Raw genomic sequence first — 19,861 nt, forward strand, 5'->3', positions numbered from 1 at the left:
CGGGTCAAACGTGTGGGTATGTCGATTTCAGGGACTGTGGTTCGTCGAATGAATGACTTCAACGGGAGCTGCAGATGAGCACTGACACCAAGCCGAAAGGCCCGGCCTCGTACTTCCCCTTCATCGAGAAGACCTACGGGCAGCCGGTGGCGCACTGGTTCGGGCTGCTGGCGGGGAAGAAGGGCCTGAAATACATGGAACTGGTAAGCTTCCTGAAGAGCGGCACGGCCTGGGCCATGGCCACGCCAACGCGCTGGTGGCATACCACCTGGCCGGAAAGGGGTAACCAGCGGCCGGCGGAGGGCAGGGCAGGACGCATTCAGCTGAACGATTTCATCTGCAACTGTCATGCAGATCGTGTCTAATACCGCTCCCCACCTGCTGTTCCCCCACCCGCATGTCCCTTCCCTCCCATGGCCCCGCGCCGTGCGACGACGCTGACGGCCACCTGGTCACCGCCGGTCCGCTGACCCCGCCGCCCGACAGCGCCGGCACCACCGCCGACGACAAAGCGCTGCGTCACTCGATCGCCGAGGACGTGCAGGGCATGGTGCTGGCCACGATGGTGGCCTCGCTGGGCCTGGCCATCTTCGCCAAGGGCGGGCTGATGATCGGCGGCATGGCGGGCATGGCCTTCCTGCTGCACTACGCGATGGGCTGGAACTTCGGCCTGGTGTTCGTGCTGGTCAACCTGCCGTTCTACTGGGTGGCGCTGCGGCGCATGGGCTGGGAATTCACCCTGAAGACCTTCGCCGCGGTCACCGCCTGTGGCGTGCTGACCGACCTGCTGCCGCGCTGGATCGACTTCTCGCACATCAACCCGCTGTACTCGGCGATTGTCGGCGGTGCGTTGTCCGGCCTGGGCATCCTGTTCTTCATCCGCCACCGTGCAAGCCTTGGCGGCATCGGCATCCTGGCGGTGTACCTGCAGCGCACCCGTGGCTGGAGCGCGGGCAAGGTGCAGATGTCCTACGATGCCTGCCTGATGGTGGCCGCGTTCTTCGTGTTGTCGCCATCGAAGGTGCTGTACTCGGCCATCGGCGCGGTGGTGCTCAGCCTGGTGCTGATGTTCAACCACCGCCCCGGCCGCTACATGGGCGTGTGACGTTCAACGGTGTTGCCGGCCAGCGGCCGGCACTACCTGAACCCATGCATGGCAGCGCCGGGCCATGCCCGGCGGATATCCATCAGCGGGCGGCGGCCTTCAACCACGGCGGCGACAGCATCAGCAGCCGCGCATGCACCGGGCAATCCTCGGCGTGCGCACCGGGCAGGTAGCCCAGGCTCATCAGGAATTCGCCGGTGATCTCGCCGCCGGTGAAGCGGAAGGTCTTCTTGAACAGCTTCACCCAGTCGGCCTTGCTGCGCGGGTGGTGCGCATCCAGCCACGCCGCGAAGCTGCCATGGCTGGCCCGCAGCTGCTGGATCACCTGCGCGTTGTGGATCGCCGCCAGTACCTTCAGCCGGTTGCGGATGATGCCCGCGTCCGACAGCAGGCGCTCGATGTCCTGTTCGGCATACGCGGCCACGCGGTCGACATCGAAGCCGTCGTAGGCCGCGCGGAAGCCCTCGCGCTTCTTCAGGATCGTTTCCCAGCTCAGGCCGGCCTGGTTGATTTCCAGCACCAGCCGCTCGAACAGCTCGCGCTCGTCACGCTGCGGGAAGCCGTACTCGTTGGCGTGGTAATAGTCGTGCACCGGATGGCCCGGGGCGATGAGGCAGTAGCCGCTCATGGGGAAGGCTCGTTGGAATCGGATTCGGATTCGGGATCGATGGCCACCGCAGGGTGCCCGCCGATGGACAGCATCGGCCAGCGCGGTGGAATGAGCGTGAGTCTGCCGTCACGCAGGGCCTGGTTGATCGTCTCGGCCTGGCCGCTGACGGTGCCGAACAGCGCACCGGCCCGGCGCCACTGCGAATCCTTGCCACGTGCGTACAGTACGCAGTCCGGTCCACGGTGGGTGTTCAGCTCGCACAGCAGCACCTCGCCGGTACCATCGCCGTCCAGGTCGCGATGCACGATCAGGCAGTCGCGCTCGCTCTGGGCGCAGGATTCGCCATTGATCGATCGGGTGGCCAGAGCTTTCCACCAGTCGTCCGGTGGCGAACTGGATCCCTTGGCCAGCTTCAGCGCGCGCTGAAGCGCGGCGACGTCCTGCGGCCCCTTGTCGAGGCGATGGCCGTCGTCCCAGCGTGAGGTGCGTGCCAGTGCTGCAGCGATCACCTGTGGCGCGTTGGCATCAGCGGTGATGGCCGGATCGCGCTGCAGTTCGCGCAGCGCCTGCACGCCACGGCGCCCCAGATCGAAGCGCAGCACGTTGACGTCGCTGCTGGTGATCGCCGGCGGGTCCACGCGCAGCCGCTCCAGTTGGCTGGACAGGGTCAGCCGCACCGGGTCCAGCAGGGGCGAGTTGCCCAGCAGGGCCAGTGCCAGCACCGCCCAGCACATCCAGCGGTTGACTGGCTCCAGCATCTGCAGCCAGCGGCGCTGCCGGCGCAGCACCGCCAGCGCGTAGCCCACGGCATAGCCGGCCGTGGCCAATGCGACGAGTACCGCCCAGAAGCGATCCAGGGTCCAGCCGTACTGCGCCACGCGCAGGCCCAATGCATACAGTGCCAGCGCGGCGTAGACCGGCAGTGTCAGCAGGCTGGCTTCGACCAGCCTGCGCAGCACCAGAGGGTAGGAGACACCGTCTTCCCCCTGCTGGTAGACCGCATTGGTGAACGTCACCAGCAGCAGCGACACCACCACCAGCAGGCTGGCGGCCGAACGGGTCTTCCACAGCGGTTCCAGCCCGGTAAGCGGCAGGCTCAGCACGAACAATACGGCGATAAACGACAGCAGCGGCAGCAGCCCACGGCAGATCGCGAACAGCACCTGGCGGGTGATCTGGATCGCGCGGTGCTGGGTGCGCCCGATCAGCACGCCGAACCCGGCCAGGCTGCCGGTGGCCAGTGCGATGAAAGCGTCCTGCCGGAACAGGTCGCGGAAGACATTCACGTCCAGCAGTTGGAACAGCGCTGCCCACAGCCACAGCAGCAGCCAGGTCAGCCCGGTGAACAGCGCCGCCAAAGCGAGGGTCAAACCGTTCTGCCAGGCGCGCTCGAACAACTCGGGGTAGCTGGCGCGCCAGTGCCCATGCTGCAGCTGGAACTGCCACCAGGGCAGGGCCACGAACACCGCCACGCCCATGCCCAGGGTCAACGGAAACTGCAGCGCGCCCGATTCCAGTGCGGTCTCGCCATTGAGGTTCCAGCCGATCCAGGCGGCCAGCGCCAGCACCACCGCCGAGCCGAGCGCGGCCTGCAGCCACAGGCGGCGCTGGCCCAGCTCGACCAGGCTCAGCGCCACCGCGCTGGGAATGGCCAGCACCCAGGCGTACCAGCAGTAGCGCCAGCCGATATCGCGGAACGGCCAGGCATCGGACAGCTCCTGCGCGGCGTACAGCATCAGGCCCTGCAGCAGGGCGATCAGGACGATGGCGCTGCGTGCCGGCAGGGTCAGGGGCGATGAAGATGGCATCAATGACCTTCCGTGGCAAAGCACCATCCTAGCCCATCGCGGTTCGGCGCCATCGCGCGACCATCCCGCCCCCAGCAGGTAGAATGGGCCCATGCCTGTAATGCCGACCTCCCTTGCCGATCACCTGCTCGTCGCGCTGCCGTCGCTGCTCGACGCGACCTTTGCCCGCAGCGTCGCGCTGATCTGCCAGCACGACGAGAACGGGGCGATGGGCGTGCTGGTCAACCAGCCTTCCGAATACACGCTGGGTGAAGTGCTCGCGCAGATGGACATCACCACCGGTGATGGCGAGCTGCAGGCGCGCATGGTGCTCAATGGCGGTCCGGTGCATCCCGAACGCGGCTTCGTCATCCATGACGACGCGCGCGCGTGGGATTCCAGCCTGACCGTGGGCCACGGCCTGTACCTGACCACCTCGCGCGACATCCTCGAAGCGATGGCGCGTGGCGAAGGCCCGGCCAATGCGGTGGTCACCCTCGGCTGTGCCGGCTGGGGCGCAGGGCAGCTGGAAAGCGAGCTGTCCGAGAACAGCTGGCTGACCGTGCCGGCCGATGCCGAGCTGGTGTTCCAGCTGCCGCTGGAGCAGCGCTGGCAGGGAGCGGCTTCGCGCATCGGCGTGGACCTGTTCCGGCTGACCGACTACAGCGGCCATGTCTGAGCCCATCACGCCCGCCCCGGTTCCTGCTGCGCCGGCGATCCGCCGTGACGGCACCGTTCTGGGTTTTGATGTTGGCTCGCGACGCATCGGCGTGGCCATCGGCAGTGCTTTCGCCGCGCATGCGCGCGCGGTGGCCGTGGTCGATGTGCACGGCAACGGCCCGGACTGGACCGCGATCGAACGCCTGCTCAAGGAATGGAAGCCCGACGGCCTGGTGGTCGGCGACCCGCTGACCCTGGACGGCCAGGACCAGCCCAACCGCAAGCGTGCGCAGGGCTTTGCCCGCCAGCTGCGGGAACGCTTCAAGCTGCCGGTGGTGATGATCGACGAGCGTTCCAGCTCGGTCGAGGCGGCCCGCCGTTTCGCCGTCGAGCGCGCCGAAGGGCGCAAGCGTCGCCGTGATGCGGCCGCCCTCGACGCCGTGGCCGCGGCGGTGATCATCGACCGCTGGCTGTCGTCCCCCGACGACGCCACCCCCATTCCCTGACTGCACGACTCCCGCCATGACTGCCCAGCAAATCGATGCCTCCGGACGCCTGCGCCACCTGCTGACCCTGGAGGGCCTGCCGCGCGAAACCCTGCTGCAGCTGCTCGATCGGGCAGGGCAGATCCGCGACGCCGCAGTCGGCCGTGTCGGCAACAAGCGCCACGTGCTGGCCGGTTCGGCGGTGTGCACGCTGTTCTTCGAGCCGTCCACGCGCACCCGCAGCTCGTTCCAGCTGGCCGCGCAGCGCCTCGGGGCCGATGTGCTGAACTTCGATGCCTCGACCTCGTCCACGCGCAAGGGCGAAACCGCCTGCGACACGCTGCGCAACCTGGAAGCGATGGGCGTGCGCGGCTTCGTGGTGCGACACCCCGATGACGGCGCCGTGGCCGCGCTGGCCGAGGCGGCGGGCGAGGGCACCGCACTGATCAACGCCGGCGACGGCCGCAGCGCGCACCCGACCCAGGGCCTGCTGGACATGCTGACCCTGCGCCAGGCCAAGGGCCCGGATTTCTCGAAGCTGAAGGTGGTGATCGTCGGCGACGTGAAGCACTCGCGCGTGGCGCGCACCGACCTGCACGCGCTGCGCACGCTGGGCGTGGGCGAGATCCGCGTGTGCGGCCCGCAGTCGCTGCTGCCGGACGACGAGACCCTGAAGGGTTGCGTGGTCGGCGATGATTTCGACGCGATGCTGGAAGGCGTCGACGCGCTGATGATGCTGCGCCTGCAGCGCGAGCGCATGGAAGAAGGCCTGGTGCCGTCGCTGGAGCAGTACCACGCGCAGTACGGCCTGACCCGCGCGCGCCTGGCGCGTGCCGGCAAGGACGCTGCGGTACTGCACCCGGGCCCGATCAACCGCGGCGTGGAAGTGACCGACGACGTGGCCGATGGCCCGCAATCGTGGGTGCTGCGCCAGGTCGCCAACGGGGTCGCCGTGCGCATGGCCGTACTGGAAACCTTGCTGGGCTGACCACTTTGGTGGGTGCCGACCGTTGGTCGGCACTGAACCATCAGTGCGGTGAAGTGCGGGCCTGGCCATTGAATGGTTTCGGGCCTACCTGTATTGACGTGTTGCCCGATAGAAGAGAGATACCGGCAGGCGCACGCTTGGGCCCATGAACCGCGCACGCCTACGCCTTGGCCGCCATTCCCGGATCGGGCAATCCTACATCCTGACCACCGTCACCCAGGAACGTCGACGCTACTTCGATGATGCCACTGCGGCACAGGAGGTGATGGATGTGTTCCGTCGCATTGATGATGATGGCCTGACGCACTCACTTGCCTATGTGGTCATGCCGGACCACATCCATTGGCTTGTTGAGATCCGTGCGTTCTCGCTGGACTACATCATGCAACGCTTCAAATCGAGCAGTGCATTGCGGATCAACCGCATGCTGGGCAAGACAGGACCATTTTGGCAATCGAGCTATCACGATCACGCCATTCGTTCTGAAGAATCACTGTTTCGCCATGCGATGTACATCGTCGCCAACCCGGTCAGGGCGAACTTGGCGAGCTGCGTGGGAGAGTATCCGTATGCCTGGTGCCGATGGGAGATTGATGGGAGTTACCAAGCAATGGATTACCCCGAAGCGGAGAGATAGTGCCGACCAACGGTCGGCACCCACCAATACCCAAGCCGACCAACGGTCGGCACCCACCAATACCCAAGCCGACTAACGGTAGGTATCCACCAACAGATGTTTCCCAGCAGAAGCTGCGGTTCAGCGCTTCTGCGCGAACAGCCATGCCCACATTGCCGGGTCCGCGTAGGTGGCGTCCCAGGCATTGTGGTTGCCTTCGGGGTACTCGGTGTAGCGCACGTCACGCGCGTTGGCGTTCTGGAATGCGGCGTGCAGCCGGCGGTCGTCATCCGGCGGCACCACGTCATCCAGCGCACCATGGAAGATCCAGATCGGTGTGTGCCGAAGCCGCTTGGCGATCACGGCATAAGGATCGGATTCCTGGGCCACCTCTTCGACGAACAAGGTCGGACGCACCGCGCGCGGCGCCAGCACTGCGCCGCATACTGGCACGATCGCGGCGAAGCGCCCGGGTTGATCCAGCGCGATGTTCCAGCTGCCATAGCCGCCCATCGACATCCCGGTCAGGTACTGCCGCGAGGGATCGGCACCGAACTCGGCGATGGTGGCGTCCAGGGCGGCCAGCGCAACGCGGTTGTTGCGCCCGCTCCATTCCTGGCGGCCCGGCACCTGCGGGAATACGGCCAACGCGGGGAAGTCGGCCGCGTGCCTGCGCAGGTGCGGCCCCAGCCCGGCATGGGTCTGCTTGACGCCGTCGCCGCCACGCTCGCCGGATCCATGCAGGAACAGCACCACCGGCAGTGCGCCAGGCGTGCGCGCCGCGGTTGCCGGAATGAACACCTGGTAATAGGCGGTACGGCCATCCACTTTCACCGCACGCGATTCGAAGCGGCCACGTGCGCTGTCCGGGTGCGAGGCGCAGCCGGCCATCATCAGGATCGCCAGCATCGGCAGCCAGCGCATCATCGTACGGACCATCGACGTTCCCGGAGCGGTGGGTTCAGCCGCATCCTAGTCCGCCGCAGGTCAACGCGGCATCATGCGCCGCATCACTGCGGGCGCGGGAAGCTGGCGATGATGTCCAGCTGTTCCTGCGCTTCGGCATTGCCTGCCGCCGCCGCAGCCTGCACCTGCACCATGTCCGGGTGCAGCACCACCAGCAACGGGTTTTCGCAGACCGGGCAGTCGTACTCGGTGGCGTCCTCGTCCAGCTCCATCTCCATGGCACGCGAGCTGCCCTTCCATTCGCAGGCTGGGCAGGTGTGCTGCTGGTCGCGCCAGCCGGGCTGGAAATAGTTTTCGATCGTTGTTGCCATGAGGGTCCAGTTGGAATCGGGTCAGAGCCCCGCGCTGCGGGGATCCGACCCTGGGTCTTGGTGTGCGTCGGAGCTCCGCGTTGCGGGGATCCGGCCCGGCAGGGATCAATGCAGCAGCACCAGCGTGGCCAGGCCGAGGAAGGTGAAGAAGCCCATCGAGTCGGTCACGGCAGTCAGGAAGATGCCACTGGCCAGCGCCGGGTCGAAGCCGAAGCGTTTCAGGGTCAGCGGCACCAGCACGCCGGCCAGTGCCGCGAACAGCAGGTTGCAGGTCAGCGCGATGGCGATCACCGCCGACAGCCCGGGCGAGTGGAACCAGACCAGCACGATCAGCCCCAGGATCGAGCCGAGCAGCAGGCCGTTGAGCGCGGCCACCCGCACTTCCTTCCACAGCAGCGTGCGCGCGTTGGAGGCGCCCACCTGGCCCAACGCCAGGCCACGCACCATCAGCGCCAGCACCTGGGTGCCGGCATTGCCGCCCAGGCCGGCCACGATCGGCATCAGCACCGCCAGCGCCACCAGCTTGTCGATCGTGCCCTCGAAGTGGCCGACCACGCTGGAGGCCAGGAAGGCCGTGCACAGGTTGATCGACAGCCACATCAGGCGGCGGCGCATGGCGCGCCAGACCGGGCTGAACAGGTCCTCGTCCTCGTCCAGGCCGGCGGCGCCCAGCGCCTGGTGCTCGGCCTGGCCGCGGATGATGTCGACCACGTCATCGATGGTGATGCGGCCAACGAGGATGTTGTTCTCGTCCACTACCGGTGCAGAGATCCAGTCATGGTCGGAGAACTGCCGTGCCACTTCCTGGTCGCTCTCGCCGACGTCGATGGCCGGCTGCTCGTCGTCGATCAGGCGGTTGATCGGGGTGGTGTCCTCGTGGGTCACCAGTGCCGCCAGCGACACCCGGCCGAGATACTGGTGCCGCCGGCTGACCACGAACAGGTGGTCGGTGTGGTCCGGCAATTCGCCGCGCAGGCGCAGGTAGCGCAGCACCACGTCGACGTTGACGTCGGCGCGCACGGTCACCACGTCCGGGTTCATCAGGCGGCCGGCGCTGTCCTCGGGATAGGACAGCACCTGTTCCAGCCGCTCGCGGTTCTCGCGGTCCATCGACTTGAGGACTTCATCGATGACCGTATCCGGCAGGTCTTCGACCAGGTCGGCCAGATCGTCGATGTCCAGGTCTTCGACCGCGGCGATGATCTCGTCCGGGTCCATGTCCGCGAGCAGGCTTTCGCGCACGTCCTCGCCGACGTGGACCAGCACCTCGCCGTCGTCTTCAGGATCGACCAGGCCCCACACCACCTCGCGCTTGCCCGGCGGCAGCGATTCAAGCAGGTTGCCGATCTCGGCCGGGGCCAGGGTGTTGACCAGGCGACGTACCGGGCCCAGCCGGCCGCTGTCCAGTGCATCGGACAGCATCCGCAGTTGGCGCGCAGTCTTGTCGTGGCGTACAGCTTCAGCCATCGCAGCTCCCGCGGGATAAGAAAAGCCGCGATCCCGGCAAGGATGCGGCAACAGGGGTGTTCAGCGCGTCATTATCGCAAGGCGATGTTTCAGCGCATAGCCGCCGGATGGCACCACCCTTGGCGCTCAGGCCGTTTCCGCCACCAGCGCCAGCCAGCGTTCGATGGCGCGGCGGTCGCGCGCGGCCAGCAGTTTCGGTGCACGGGCGCGCAGTGCGCCCAGGTCAGCGTCGCGTATCGCGCGGCGTACCTCCAGCAACGTACCGGGGTGCAGGCTGAACTCGCTCAGGCCCAGCGCCAGCAGCAGCGGGGTCATCCGGGCATCACCGGCCATCTCGCCGCAGACCGCCACCGGGACGCGGTGACGCGCGCCGGTCTCGATCACCATCTGCAGCAGCCGCAGCACGGCCGGGTGCAACGGTGAATACAACTCGCCCAGCGCCTCGTTGTTGCGGTCGGCAGCCAGCAGGTACTGCACCAGATCGTTGGTGCCGATCGACAGGAAATCGACCAGGTCGATGAAGCTCTCCAGCGCCAGCGCAGCGGCGGGGACTTCGATCATCGCGCCCAGCGGTACATGGTCGGACACCATGTGGCCTTCGCCGCGCAGCTGTTCGGTCAGTTTGAGCATGCGCCGGCGCACGGCCAGCAGCTCCTCGCGGGTGCTGACCATCGGCACCAGCACGCGCAGCTTGCCGTACGCAGACGCGCGCAGGATCGCGCGCAGCTGGGTGTCGGCCACCTTCGGCCGTGCCAGCGACAGGCGCACTCCGCGCAGGCCGAGTGCAGGGTTCTCTTCGTTGCTCAGGGTCAGGCCGGTACGGTCGGCCTTGTCCGCGCCCAGGTCCAGCGTGCGTATGGTGACCGGCCGCCCGCTCATGCCCAGCGCGGCATCGCGGTAGGTCTGGAACTGCTCTTCTTCGTCCGGCAGCGCATTGCGCTGCAGGAACAGGAATTCGGTGCGGTACAGGCCGAGCCCCTGCGCGCCCAGTGCATGTGCCTGGGTCACGTCTTCCAGCGATTCGGCATTGGCCAGCAGGGCAATGTCGACCTGGTCGCGGGTACGGCTGGGCTTGCTGCGCAGGCGGCCGAGCTCGCGCTGCTCGCGCGCGTGCTCCTTCAGCCGGACGCGGTAGTCCCGCAGGTTGTCGGCCTGCGGGTTGACGGTGATGCTGCCGTCGGCGCCATCGATGATCAGCACATCGCCATCGGCGATGCGGCTGAGCAGCTGCGGCACGTTGACGATCAGGGGCAGGTGCAGGCTGCGCGCCAGGATCGCGCTGTGCGACAGCGCGCTGCCGGCGGCCGTGACGATGCCGACCACGCCCTGTGCCTGCAGCTGCGCCAGCTCGGAGGGCGCGATGTTGTCGCAGACCAGGATCTCGCCGGCCAGGCCTTTCACCGCCGACGGCCGTTCGGGTTGCAGGAAGGCGTGGATGCGCCCGATCACATGGTCGAGATCGTCCATGCGGCTCTTCAGATAGGCATCGTCCATGCCATCGAAGACCTTGGCCAGGCGGTCGCGCTGCAGGCGCAAGGCATAGCCGGCGCTGTACGGGCCGCTGCGGATCAGCTCGTCCAGGCCGTGCAGCAGCTCGGGGTCGTCCAGCAGCAGCGCGTGCAGGTCGAGGAACTCGCCCACTTCCTGGTTCAGGGCGCCATGCAGGCGCTGGCGCAGCTCGTGCATTTCCGTACGCGCGGCATCCAGCGCCCGGTGCAGGCGCGCTAGTTCGGCCTCGACCTGGTGGGCGGCCACGCGCTGCTCGGCCACCTCCAGCGCATGCGGCAGCCGCACGCGTGTCCGGCCCATCGCCGTTCCGCGCGCGGCGCCGTGGCCGGCCAGCAGCTGTACCGGCCGTTGGCCGGAAGGGACCTGGCTGGCGCGTGCGCGCGGCACGCTCAGCTGTCCTCGTCGAAGCGGCGTTCGAACAGGCCGACCACCGCTTCCATCGCGGCGGCTTCGTCCTCGCCGTTGATGCGCACGGTGACCGGGGTGCCCTGGCCGGCGGCCAGCAGCATCACGCCCATGATGCTCTTGGCGTTGATCTCACGGCCCTTGGCGGCCATGGTCACGTTGCAGCGGAACGGTGCCAGGGTCTGCACCAGCTTGGCGGTGGCCCGGGCATGCAGGCCCAGGCGGTTGCTGACGGTGAGTTCTCGTTCAAGCATCGTCGACTATCGCTCCATTACGGGTACCCGCCGCGGCTGTGGCGGGCAGTTGATCCAGTCCCTGTTCCGGATAATTCATCACCCGCAGCAACATCGGCAGGCTCAGCGCCGATACCCGGCGAACCGGGGTCCCCAGCCGGGCCAGCTGCCCGGCAAGGTTGGCGGGGCTGGCGCCGTACAGGTCGGTCAGGATCAGCACGCCGTCACCTCCATCGACCCGCCGCAAAGCGGCCGAGGCGAGCGGGAGCAGGGCGTCCAGGTCTGCGTCGAACGGTACTTCGAAAGCTTCGGTTTTCAGCGGCAACTGCCGCAGGAGCCGGGTCGCCACGTCAAGCAGGGCGGTCCCGACCCCAGGATGTGTTACGAGGAGAATGCCACAGGTCATTACTGCACGTTAACAGGTCAAGGTGAATCGGCGATAGCAGCAGATGAGGGGTACTGTGTCCCGTATTCAGTGTTGCTCGGGTCGGGGCCCTTTTTCATTGAAAAAGGGATCCGACCCCATGCGTTTTTCGATGCCTGGCAGCGATTCATCCACGCATGGCGTGGATCTACCGTGTCGACCAAGGTCGACACCTACCCACACCGCCCCGCCATCCCACGGAATGCCGCTTTTGCTTTTGCTGTTGCTGTTGCCGGCCAGCGGCCGGCACGACCGGTGGGTGCCGGGCGCAGCCCGGCCGACCACCCTCAATCCTGTTCGCGGTGGTAGGTGGCCACGTCCTGCCAGCCCATCTCGCGGGCGTGCCGGGCCATGCGCTCGGCCAGGAACACCGAGCGGTGCTTGCCGCCGGTGCAGCCGAACGCCACGGTCACGTAGCTGCGGGTGCCATCCCCCAGTTTCGGCAGCCAGGTATCCAGGAAATCCATCAGCTGGGCCAGGTAACGCTGCACGTCGGGCTGCGCTTCCAGATAGTCGCGCACGCCCGGCTCGCGGCCGCTCAGCGCGCGCAGGTCCGGGTCCCAGTGTGGATTGGGCAGCACCCGCGCATCGAACACGAAGTCCGCCTCGGCCGGTACGCCGCGCTTGTAGGCGAATGATTCGAACAGCAGCGACAGGCCGGTGGCATGGTCCATCGCGAACTCGGTGATGATCCGCCGCCGCAGCTGGTGCACGTTGAGGGTACTGGTATCGATCACCGCATCGGCCTCGCGGCGCAACGGTGCGGTCAGCTCGCGCTCGCGGGCGATCGCTTCGGGCAGCGACAGGCCCAGCTGGCTCAGCGGATGGCGACGGCGGGTGTCGGCGTAGCGCTTGAGCACCGTTTCGTCGCTGGCCTCGAAGAACAGTACCTTCAGTTCCACGCCGGCGTCGGTGGCCAGCTGCCGCCAGTCGCCCAGCTGGCTCAGGTCGGCCTGGCCGCGGACATCGATGCCTACGGCCAGGCGGCGCGGTGCGCTGCCGTCGTGGTTGGCCAGCAGGCTGCGCACGAAGTCCGGCAGCAGGTGGATCGGCAGGTTGTCCGAGCAGTAGTAGTCCTGGTCCTCGAAGGTCTTCAGGGCGACGGATTTACCCGAGCCGGACAGGCCGCTGACGATGATCAGGGTCGGGGCGGTGGGGATTGCGGTGCTCATGGACAGGCTCTTCGAGGGGCAGGAGGATCAGGGTGTTCGCCGTTCCAGCAGGTTGCTGTGGCGGGCGATGAACATGGCCGCCGGATCAATGCCCTTGGTGCGCAGGATGTGCAGGCGGGTGGCGGCTTCGGTGAGCACGGCCAGGTTGCGGCCAGGCATCACCGGCAGGGTGATCAGCGGAACGTCCAGGTCCAGCACATGGCGGGTGCCCGAGTCGCCGGTCAGACGCTCGTAGCCATGCGGGGTGGGTTCGGTCATCGGCTTGGTCAGGTGGACGATCAGCCGAAGGTACTTGTTCTTCTTTACAGCCGTGTCGCCGAACATCTCGCGCACGTTCAGCACGCCCAGGCCGCGCACTTCCAGCAGGTCCTGCAGCAGTTCGGGGCAGGTGCCGTCGAGTACATCCGGGGCGATCTGGGTGAACTCGGGGGCGTCGTCGGCGACCAGGCGGTGACCACGGCTGAGCAGCTCCAGTGCCAGTTCGCTCTTGCCCGACCCGGCCTCGCCGGTGATCAGCACGCCAATGGAATAGATCTCCATGAACACGCCGTGCAGGATCACCCTCGGTGCGAGCGTGCGCGCCAGGTGGTAGGACAGGTGGTTGAGCAGTTCGTGGCCGCGCTTGGGCGACAGCCACAGCGGCGTGCCGGATTCATCGGCGGCGGCGCGCAGGTCTTCCGGGCAGGCCTGGTTGCGGGTCAGCACCAGCGCAAGCGGGTGCGACTGCATGATCTTTTCGATGGTCTCCCAGCGCTGGCGCGGTTCCAGCGCATCCAGCCAGGACAGTTCCTCGGTGCCCAGGATCTGCACCTTGTTGGGATAGATGGCGTTGAGGTAGCCGGCCAGCGAGGGACGCCGCGAGACGGTATTGCCGGCCTCCAGCTCGCGCTTCTCACCGGATTTGCCGGCGGCCCAGCGCAGCCCCAGCCGCTCGCGCTGCTGTTCGAACAGTTCACGGGCGGTGATGCTGGTATTCATGCGGCGCTCGCAGGTGGGGTCATGTCCAGCGCCTCGCGCAGGGCCCGGGCATCGCCGGCCTCACGCAGGGCCTGGCGGATATCCGGCGCGGAAAACAGCTCGGCCAGCTCGGACAGCAGCATCAGGTGCTGGTGGGTATAGTGGGCCGGGACGGCCATCGCGAACACCAGGTCCACCGGCTCATCGCCGCCGAAGTCGACCGGGCTCGCCAGACGCAGCAGGGCGCCACGGGGGCGGTCCAGGGTCGGCGCGCGGCCGTGGGGGATGGCGATACCGTGGCCGATCGCGGTGCTGCCCAGGGCTTCGCGCTGGCACAGGTTCAGATAGATCTGTTCGGCATTGGCCTGGCGGCAGGCCAGCAACCCGGCGGCGGCCTGCAGGACGCTGTCGCGGTCGGTGGCCGCGCAGAGCTGGGTCTGCACGGCCGCCAGGAGGTCAGTCAGGGGCATGTCTGCGGGGAACGGTGGCGATCAGCCACCATTGTCACCCACCGGCAGCGGTGCGTGCTGCTGTTTTTTCTCCTTGTGCTTGATGACCAGGCGGTCAAGCTTGTCCGCAAGCAGGTCGATCGCGGCATACATGGTCTGGCCGCCGGCCTCGGCGTGCAGGGTCTGCCCCGGGATGTTGAGGCTGGCGTCGACGTGGTGTTCGGTCTTCTGCAGCTTGAGGGTCACCCGCGCTTCGCAGTGCTGGTCGAAGTGTTTTCCGATCCGGGCCAGCTTCTCCTCCACATAGGACTGCAGGGCCGGGGTGACTTCGACGTCTTTGCCAAACGTTTCGATGCGCATCGGGTTTCTCCTGTGTTCGGATGTGCCAATGAACCTCTCCGCCGGGCGCGGCGGTGCGTCAAGCGATTCTGACCCTTTCGTGCGAGGCGGAGATGTTCATGGCTTCACGATACTTCGCCACGGTGCGTCGCGCTACTGGAATTCCCGACGATTTGAGCAGGTCAGCCAGCTTGGCGTCAGAAAGCGGCTTGCGCGGGTTTTCGTCGTCGATCAGGCGCCGGATCATCGCCTGGATGGCGGTGCTGGACGCCTCGCCACCGCCTTCGGTATCGATGCCCGAGGCGAAGAAGGCACGCAGCGGCAACGTGCCGCGCGGTGTGCGCACATGCTTGCGGGCGATCGCGCGCGACACCGTCGACTCGTGCAGGCCCAGTTCGGCGGCGATCTCGCGCAGGGTCAGCGGACGCAGCGCCTGTTCGCCGAACTCGAGGAAACCGGCCTGCTGCAGGATCAGGCTGCGCACCACCCGCAGCAGGGTTTCACCGCGCTGCTGCAGGCCCTTCAGCAGCCAGCGCGCCTCCTGCAGCTGGCCACGCAGGTAGCCGGCGTCGGCCTCGCCACAGCGGCGGATCAGCTGTTCGTAGCCACGGTGGATCACCACCTTCGGCCCGGCATGGGCGGCCAGCGCCGCGCGCCAGATGCCGTTCTGCCGCCACACCACCACGTCGGGCACCACGTAGGTATCCTGCGAAAGCGGCGCGATCTGGGTCCCCGGACGCGGGTCCAGCGAGCGCAGCAGGGCGACCGCTGTCTCGACCTCGTCCAGCGGCTGTTTCAGTTCATGGGACAGACCGGCGACGCCACTGCGTGGCAGTCGTTCCAGCGGGCCTGCGGCAATCTGCCGCGCCAGCGCCAGGCCCGCGGTGTCGCCAGGCAACAGATCCAGCTGCAGCTGCAGGCATTCGCCGAGCGTGCGCGCGGCAACGCCGACCGGGTCGAAGCGCTGGATGCGATGCAGCACCGCAAGGATTTCATCCTCATCGGCATGAACCGACGGCAGCAGGGTTTCGGCGATGGTGGCCAGCGGTTCGCGCAGGTAACCGTCGTCGTCCAACGCATCGATCAGCGCAGCGCCGATGCTGCGGTCGTGCATGGAAAGATGCGACAGGTGCAGCTGCCACAGCAGGTGGTCGGCCAGCGTCTCGGTTTCGGCCACGCGCTCGGCGGCGCTGCCGGCGTCATCATCATCGTCGAAGCTGCCGCCACTGCCGGCAGCGCTCCAGTCGAGCTCGGCCGGTGCCCAGTCGTCGCCATTGTCGGTGCGTTCGGCCGGCGTGTCGGCGTCCGTGTTGTCGCCGCCTTCATTGGCGGCACTGCTGTCGTTGCTGTCGGCCCAGTCCAGCAGCGGATTGCTTTCCACGGCCTGGGCAATTTCAAGCTCCAGCTCGGTCGTGGACATCTGCAGCAGCTTGATCGCCTGCTGCAGCTGGGGGGTGAGCACCAGCTGCTGTCCCAACGATGTCTGCAGCCGAGTCTTCATGCCTGTGCCGAATGGAAGGAAAGGGACCCAGCACCTGCGGTCACAGCTTGAAGGAATCCCCAAGGTAGACGCGACGTACGTCAGCGTTGTCCAGGATCGCCTCCGGCGAGCCCTGGGCCAGCACGGTACCCTCGGCGAGGATATACGCGCGGTCGCAGATTCCCAAGGTCTCGCGCACGTTGTGGTCGGTGATCAGCACGCCGATGCCACGCTGCTTGAGATGGGTGACGATGCGCTGGATTTCGCCCACCGAGATCGGGTCGACACCGGCAAACGGTTCGTCGAGCAGGATCAGGCGCGGCTGCGCGGCCAGTGCGCGGGCGATCTCGCAGCGACGACGTTCGCCACCGGACAGGCTGGCACCGAGCTGGTCGGCGACATGGCCCAGCTGCAGCTCGTCGAGCAGGCTGTTCAATTCGCGCTCGCGGCCGGCCGAATCCAGGTCTTCGCGCAGTTCAAGCACCAGGCGGAGGTTGTCGGCCACGGTCAGCTTGCGGAACACCGACGGCTCCTGCGGCAGGTAGCCCACGCCCTGCTTGGCACGGGTGTACATCGGGTCGCTGGTGATGTCCTTGCCGTCGAGCACGATGCTGCCTGCATCGGCGGCGACCAGGCCGACGATCATGTAGAAGCAGGTGGTCTTGCCGGCACCGTTGGGGCCGAGCAGGCCGACCACTTCACCGGCGTCGAGGGTCAGCCCGAAGTCCTTGACGACTTCGCGCTGCTTGTAGCGCTTGCGCAGGCCCTTGGCGACGAGCATTACTTCTTGCTCCCCGCCGGCCTGGCCGGCGTGCTGGCCGGAGCCGCCGCGTTCTTGTTCTTCGGCGGAATGACAGTGCGCACGCGGCTGCCATCGCCACCGGAGTTCATCTCCCCGGTGCGGGTGTTGTAGACCATGCGCTGGCCGGCATTGGTGCCGCGCGCGCTGGTGACCTTGTAGCTGCCGGTCAGGGTGATGATCTCGGTCTTGATGTCGTAGTCGATGCGATCAGCCACCGCGTCCATCCAGGTGCCGTCGTCGAGCTGCTGCTTCATCGTGGCCTGCTTGCCGGTGAATACCGCACGCACGGCCTCGCCGTCCTTGAGGTAGATCTCCGCTTCGGACGCGCGGATGTCCAGCGTGCCCTGGGTAACGGTTACGCCCTGCGAGAGCACGGTCTTGCCATCGCCGGTGAGCACGCCCGACTGAGCGCCCGAGTCGATGGTCATGTTCTCGTTGCGGTCGGTGGACTTGGCAAAGCCAACGCTGGGAACAAGGAGACCGAGCGCGAGTACGGCTGCAAAGGGAATCTTCATCGGGGTCCGTTCTACCGGTGGGGCCGTCCGGGAAACCGGCGGCGGGTGGGTGGGCCGCCTTCCTTGCGCCGGTCCGGGGACGTCGCAGGAGGGTGGCGGAATCAGCGTCGGGGCGTGTATCGGCCCTTGGACTGGCTGAGGAAATGATACGTGTTGTTCTTCGAATCCACCTCGAAGCCCACGCCGGACTGTTCCATGCCGGGACGGGTCATGGTGACCCGCGCATCGGTGCGGGCACGGTTCTCCTTCGGGAACACGTCCAGGTGGTCGGTGCGGAACGTGGTCGGCACCACGCCCGGATCGGCCGGACTGTCGCCAGCGACATTGCCGCGCAGCTTCATCTCGTCGCCCTTGGCGCTGAGCCAGCCGGTCTCGGCGCGCAGGGTCCAGTGCTTGCCATCCTTGTCCGGCATCTCGAACAGTGGGGTGGCGATGTTGATGGTCTGGTCGCCGCGCTGCCGTTCCAGCCGCGGTGCGCGCAGGGTGGTCGATTCCTTGCCCTGCTCATCCAGTGCGACGATCTGGAAGTCGTGCAGGATGTAGTCCACGCCGGCGTCCTGGCCGGCAGTGGCCGGGCCCTTGTCACGGTTGCGCAGGGCGGCCCAGCTGCTGAGCAGGGCCGCCAGCAGCAGGCCGATGCCGAGCACGGTGCGCCAGTTCAGGGTGGGCAGGTTCATGCGCCGAACCTCGCCAGGACCGCGTCCACATGGCCCTGGGCGGCCAGCAGGATGTCGCACAGTTCACGGGCGGCGCCACGTCCGCCATCGGCGCGGGTCTGCCAGTGCACGCGCTCGGCGATCCACGGGTGGGCGTTGGCTGGCGCCACCGCCAGGCCGACCGCGCCCAGCGGCGCCAGGTCCGGCAGGTCGTCGCCCATGAAGGCCAGCTGCTCCAGGCCGATGCCATGCTGCGCACACAGCGCCTGCACGCTGGCCAGCTTGTCGCCCACGGCGATCTGGGTGTCGATGCCGAGGTCGGCGCCGCGCTTGAGCGCGGACTGGCTGTTGCGCGCGGTGATCAGCACGGGATGGATGCCGTGCTGCTGCAGCAGTTTCAGGCCCAGACCGTCCTGCACGAAGTACGCCTTGCTCTCGTTGCCGTCCTTGTCGTAGTACAGCCGACCGTCGGTGAGGGTACCGTCCACGTCGAAGCAGGCCAGGCGGACGCGGGCGGCAGCGGCATGCAGGTGGGCGGGGAACGCGGGCAGCGGGGACCAGGGCATCAGGCGATCAGGCTCGGTGGGGGCGTGTGGGGCATTACAGACTGAATGGGGTCTACGGACTGTCGGTTAAACCACCCGGGCCCGCAACAGGTCATGAATGTTCAGGGCGCCGACCGCACGGCCCTGGCCATCGACCACGATCAGGCCGTTGATTTTCTGGGTCTCCATCTGCCGCGCGGCCTCTACGGCCAGCTGGTCGGCACCGATGGTGCGCGGGTTGCGGGTCATCACATCGGCGATCTTCGCGGTGCGCACGTCCAGCGCGCTGTCCAGCGCCCGGCGCAGGTCGCCGTCGGTGAACAGGCCGATCAGCACGCCATCGGCGTCGACCACGGCGGTCATGCCGAGCCGCTTGCGGCTCATTTCCACCAGCGCCTCGCTGAGGCTGGCATCGGCGCTCACGCTGGGCAGGTCCTCGCCGGTGTGCATGACATCGGTGATGTGCAGCAGCAGGCGACGGCCGAGGCTGCCGGCCGGGTGCGAGCGGGCGAAGTCGTCGGCGGTGAAGCCGCGTGCGTCAAGCAGGGCTACGGCCAGCGCATCGCCCATCGCCAGCGAGGCGGTGGTGCTGGAGGTCGGCGCCAGCGCCAGCGGGCAGGCCTCGGCCGGCACGCTTACATCCAGGTGGATGTCGGCGGCGGTGGCCAGGCTCGACTGCGGGCGGCCGGTCATGGAAATCAGCACGTTGCCCTGGCGCTTGAGCACCGGCAGCAGCATCAGCACCTCATCGGACTCGCCCGAATAGGACAGGGCCAGCACCACGTCGGCTTCGGTGATCATGCCCAGGTCGCCGTGGCCGGCTTCGCCGGGATGCACGTAGAACGCCGGTGTGCCGGTGGAGGCCAGGGTGGCGGCGATCTTGCGGGCAATGTGGCCGGACTTGCCCATGCCGGTGGCGACCACCCGGCCGCGGCTGGCCAGGATCGCCTCGCAGGCCTGCTGGAAGGCCTCGCCAAGGCGGTCGGCGACGGCATCCAGCGCCTGCCGCTCGATCTCGAACACGCGGCGGCCACTGGCGACCAGGCCGGCAGGGTCGACGGAACGGGGGGGCAACAGGGATTCGGCCATGCGGACGCCACGCAGCGGAAGTAGAATGGAGGCACATTTTATTAGGAAAGCCCGTTGGACGCCGACACCATCCGCAATCTGATCGAAACCGGCCTGCCTGGCGCCCGCGCCGATGTGCAGGGCGATGATGGCGTGCATTTCGAAGCGACCGTGGTCTGCGAGGCCTTCGCCGGCAAGATGCCGCTGGCCCGCCACCGCATGGTCTATGCCACGCTGGGCGACCTGATGGGCGGCGCGATCCACGCGCTGGCACTGAAAACCGTGACCCCGGCCGAAGCCGGCTGAACCGCA

General features: G+C 67.4%; 24 protein-coding genes and 1 pseudogene. 7 read left to right on the forward strand and 18 right to left on the reverse strand.

Annotation, left to right across the window (positions count from 1 at the left end; genetic code table 11):
- Window positions 1-74: 74 nt before the first annotated feature.
- Together ROV93_RS13145 and ROV93_RS13150 are read left to right on the forward strand one after the other, a co-directional pair.
- Window positions 75-286: pseudogene (locus ROV93_RS13145) on the forward strand (DUF4287 domain-containing protein).
- 111 nt (window positions 287-397) lie between these two features.
- Window positions 398-1,105, forward strand: coding sequence for a YitT family protein (locus ROV93_RS13150; RefSeq protein ID WP_005415543.1), 708 nt, complete (start codon window positions 398-400; stop codon window positions 1,103-1,105).
- Between the two features lie 82 nt (window positions 1,106-1,187).
- Here ROV93_RS13150 and ROV93_RS13155 read toward each other — a convergent pair whose 3' ends face one another.
- Window positions 1,188-1,733 carry a DNA-3-methyladenine glycosylase I gene (locus ROV93_RS13155; RefSeq protein ID WP_072168202.1) on the reverse strand — a complete coding sequence of 182 codons (546 nt, stop codon included), beginning with the start codon at window positions 1,731-1,733 and terminating at the stop codon, window positions 1,188-1,190.
- Window positions 1,730-3,523, reverse strand: a complete 1,794-nt coding sequence (locus tag ROV93_RS13160) for a DUF4153 domain-containing protein (RefSeq protein ID WP_072168201.1) — start codon at window positions 3,521-3,523, stop codon at window positions 1,730-1,732. The genes ROV93_RS13155 and ROV93_RS13160 overlap by 4 nt, the downstream gene beginning before the upstream one ends.
- Window positions 3,524-3,614: 91 nt before the next feature.
- Here ROV93_RS13160 and ROV93_RS13165 point away from each other — a divergent pair, with 91 nt between their 5' ends.
- From ROV93_RS13165 to ROV93_RS13180, 4 genes are all read left to right on the forward strand, one after another.
- Window positions 3,615-4,181, forward strand: coding sequence for a YqgE/AlgH family protein (locus tag ROV93_RS13165; protein WP_072168200.1), 567 nt, complete (start codon window positions 3,615-3,617; stop codon window positions 4,179-4,181).
- Window positions 4,174-4,668, forward strand: coding sequence for a Holliday junction resolvase RuvX (ruvX, locus tag ROV93_RS13170; protein ID WP_049410643.1), 495 nt, complete (start codon window positions 4,174-4,176; stop codon window positions 4,666-4,668). Before ROV93_RS13165 ends, ruvX begins: the two co-directional genes overlap by 8 nt.
- A 16-nt stretch (window positions 4,669-4,684) precedes the next feature.
- On the forward strand, window positions 4,685-5,635 hold the full coding sequence (locus ROV93_RS13175) for an aspartate carbamoyltransferase catalytic subunit (protein ID WP_072168199.1): 951 nt from the start codon (window positions 4,685-4,687) through the stop codon (window positions 5,633-5,635).
- Window positions 5,636-5,780: 145 nt separating this feature from the next.
- A complete protein-coding gene (locus ROV93_RS13180) occupies window positions 5,781-6,272 on the forward strand; it encodes a transposase (RefSeq protein WP_072168198.1) in 492 nt (163 codons plus the stop codon).
- Between the two features lie 120 nt (window positions 6,273-6,392).
- Here ROV93_RS13180 and ROV93_RS13185 read toward each other — a convergent pair whose 3' ends face one another.
- The 16 genes from ROV93_RS13185 to ROV93_RS13260 all read right to left on the reverse strand — a co-directional run bounded on the left by ROV93_RS13185 (window position 6,393) and on the right by ROV93_RS13260 (window position 19,570).
- On the reverse strand, window positions 6,393-7,190 hold the full coding sequence (locus ROV93_RS13185; RefSeq protein ID WP_072168197.1) for a prolyl oligopeptidase family serine peptidase: 798 nt from the start codon (window positions 7,188-7,190) through the stop codon (window positions 6,393-6,395).
- A 71-nt stretch (window positions 7,191-7,261) separates the two neighbouring features.
- Window positions 7,262-7,528: a hypothetical protein gene (locus ROV93_RS13190; protein ID WP_072168196.1), complete on the reverse strand. Its 267-nt coding sequence runs from the start codon at window positions 7,526-7,528 to the stop codon at window positions 7,262-7,264.
- A 105-nt stretch (window positions 7,529-7,633) separates the two neighbouring features.
- Entirely contained in the window at window positions 7,634-8,995 is a 1,362-nt protein-coding gene (gene mgtE / locus ROV93_RS13195; protein ID WP_049410631.1) for a magnesium transporter, read from the reverse strand.
- A gap of 126 nt (window positions 8,996-9,121) precedes the next feature.
- Window positions 9,122-10,891 (reverse strand): phosphoenolpyruvate--protein phosphotransferase, encoded by a 1,770-nt coding sequence (ptsP, locus tag ROV93_RS13200; protein WP_312540062.1) that lies wholly within the window; start codon window positions 10,889-10,891, stop codon window positions 9,122-9,124.
- Between the two features lie 2 nt (window positions 10,892-10,893).
- The gene (locus ROV93_RS13205; RefSeq protein WP_005408385.1) at window positions 10,894-11,163 is read right to left on the reverse strand and encodes an HPr family phosphocarrier protein; all 270 of its coding nucleotides are present in this window, start codon (window positions 11,161-11,163) and stop codon (window positions 10,894-10,896) included.
- On the reverse strand, window positions 11,156-11,548 hold the full coding sequence (locus tag ROV93_RS13210) for a hypothetical protein (protein ID WP_005408386.1): 393 nt from the start codon (window positions 11,546-11,548) through the stop codon (window positions 11,156-11,158). Before ROV93_RS13210 ends, ROV93_RS13205 begins: the two co-directional genes overlap by 8 nt.
- A 305-nt stretch (window positions 11,549-11,853) precedes the next feature.
- Window positions 11,854-12,738, reverse strand: coding sequence for an RNase adapter RapZ (gene rapZ / locus ROV93_RS13215; protein ID WP_072168193.1), 885 nt, complete (start codon window positions 12,736-12,738; stop codon window positions 11,854-11,856).
- A gap of 27 nt (window positions 12,739-12,765) precedes the next feature.
- Entirely contained in the window at window positions 12,766-13,716 is a 951-nt protein-coding gene (gene hprK / locus ROV93_RS13220; RefSeq protein WP_005408388.1) for an HPr(Ser) kinase/phosphatase, read from the reverse strand.
- Window positions 13,713-14,165, reverse strand: a complete 453-nt coding sequence (locus ROV93_RS13225) for a PTS sugar transporter subunit IIA (RefSeq protein WP_072168192.1) — start codon at window positions 14,163-14,165, stop codon at window positions 13,713-13,715. Before ROV93_RS13225 ends, hprK begins: the two co-directional genes overlap by 4 nt.
- A gap of 21 nt (window positions 14,166-14,186) precedes the next feature.
- Window positions 14,187-14,504 (reverse strand): ribosome-associated translation inhibitor RaiA, encoded by a 318-nt coding sequence (gene raiA, locus ROV93_RS13230; RefSeq protein WP_005415556.1) that lies wholly within the window; start codon window positions 14,502-14,504, stop codon window positions 14,187-14,189.
- 58 nt (window positions 14,505-14,562) lie between these two features.
- Window positions 14,563-15,984, reverse strand: a complete 1,422-nt coding sequence (locus ROV93_RS13235; protein ID WP_180890425.1) for an RNA polymerase factor sigma-54 — start codon at window positions 15,982-15,984, stop codon at window positions 14,563-14,565.
- 40 nt (window positions 15,985-16,024) lie between these two features.
- The gene (gene lptB, locus ROV93_RS13240) at window positions 16,025-16,744 is read right to left on the reverse strand and encodes an LPS export ABC transporter ATP-binding protein (protein ID WP_005415558.1); all 720 of its coding nucleotides are present in this window, start codon (window positions 16,742-16,744) and stop codon (window positions 16,025-16,027) included.
- Window positions 16,744-17,280 carry a lipopolysaccharide transport periplasmic protein LptA gene (gene lptA, locus ROV93_RS13245; protein WP_072168190.1) on the reverse strand — a complete coding sequence of 179 codons (537 nt, stop codon included), beginning with the start codon at window positions 17,278-17,280 and terminating at the stop codon, window positions 16,744-16,746. Before lptA ends, lptB begins: the two co-directional genes overlap by 1 nt.
- Before the next feature lie 101 nt (window positions 17,281-17,381).
- The gene (gene lptC, locus ROV93_RS13250) at window positions 17,382-17,957 is read right to left on the reverse strand and encodes an LPS export ABC transporter periplasmic protein LptC (RefSeq protein ID WP_005415560.1); all 576 of its coding nucleotides are present in this window, start codon (window positions 17,955-17,957) and stop codon (window positions 17,382-17,384) included.
- Complete coding sequence (locus ROV93_RS13255; protein ID WP_072168189.1) at window positions 17,954-18,502, reverse strand: HAD hydrolase family protein; 549 nt, start codon at window positions 18,500-18,502, stop codon at window positions 17,954-17,956. Before ROV93_RS13255 ends, lptC begins: the two co-directional genes overlap by 4 nt.
- Before the next feature lie 66 nt (window positions 18,503-18,568).
- Entirely contained in the window at window positions 18,569-19,570 is a 1,002-nt protein-coding gene (locus ROV93_RS13260) for a KpsF/GutQ family sugar-phosphate isomerase (RefSeq protein ID WP_061479792.1), read from the reverse strand.
- A gap of 54 nt (window positions 19,571-19,624) precedes the next feature.
- Here ROV93_RS13260 and ROV93_RS13265 point away from each other — a divergent pair, with 54 nt between their 5' ends.
- On the forward strand, window positions 19,625-19,855 hold the full coding sequence (locus ROV93_RS13265) for a BolA family protein (RefSeq protein WP_005408396.1): 231 nt from the start codon (window positions 19,625-19,627) through the stop codon (window positions 19,853-19,855).
- Window positions 19,856-19,861: the final 6 nt, after the last annotated feature.

The organism is Stenotrophomonas maltophilia group sp. msm4, from assembly GCF_032025605.1.
Classification (GTDB): Bacteria; Pseudomonadota; Gammaproteobacteria; order Xanthomonadales; family Xanthomonadaceae; genus Stenotrophomonas; species Stenotrophomonas sepilia.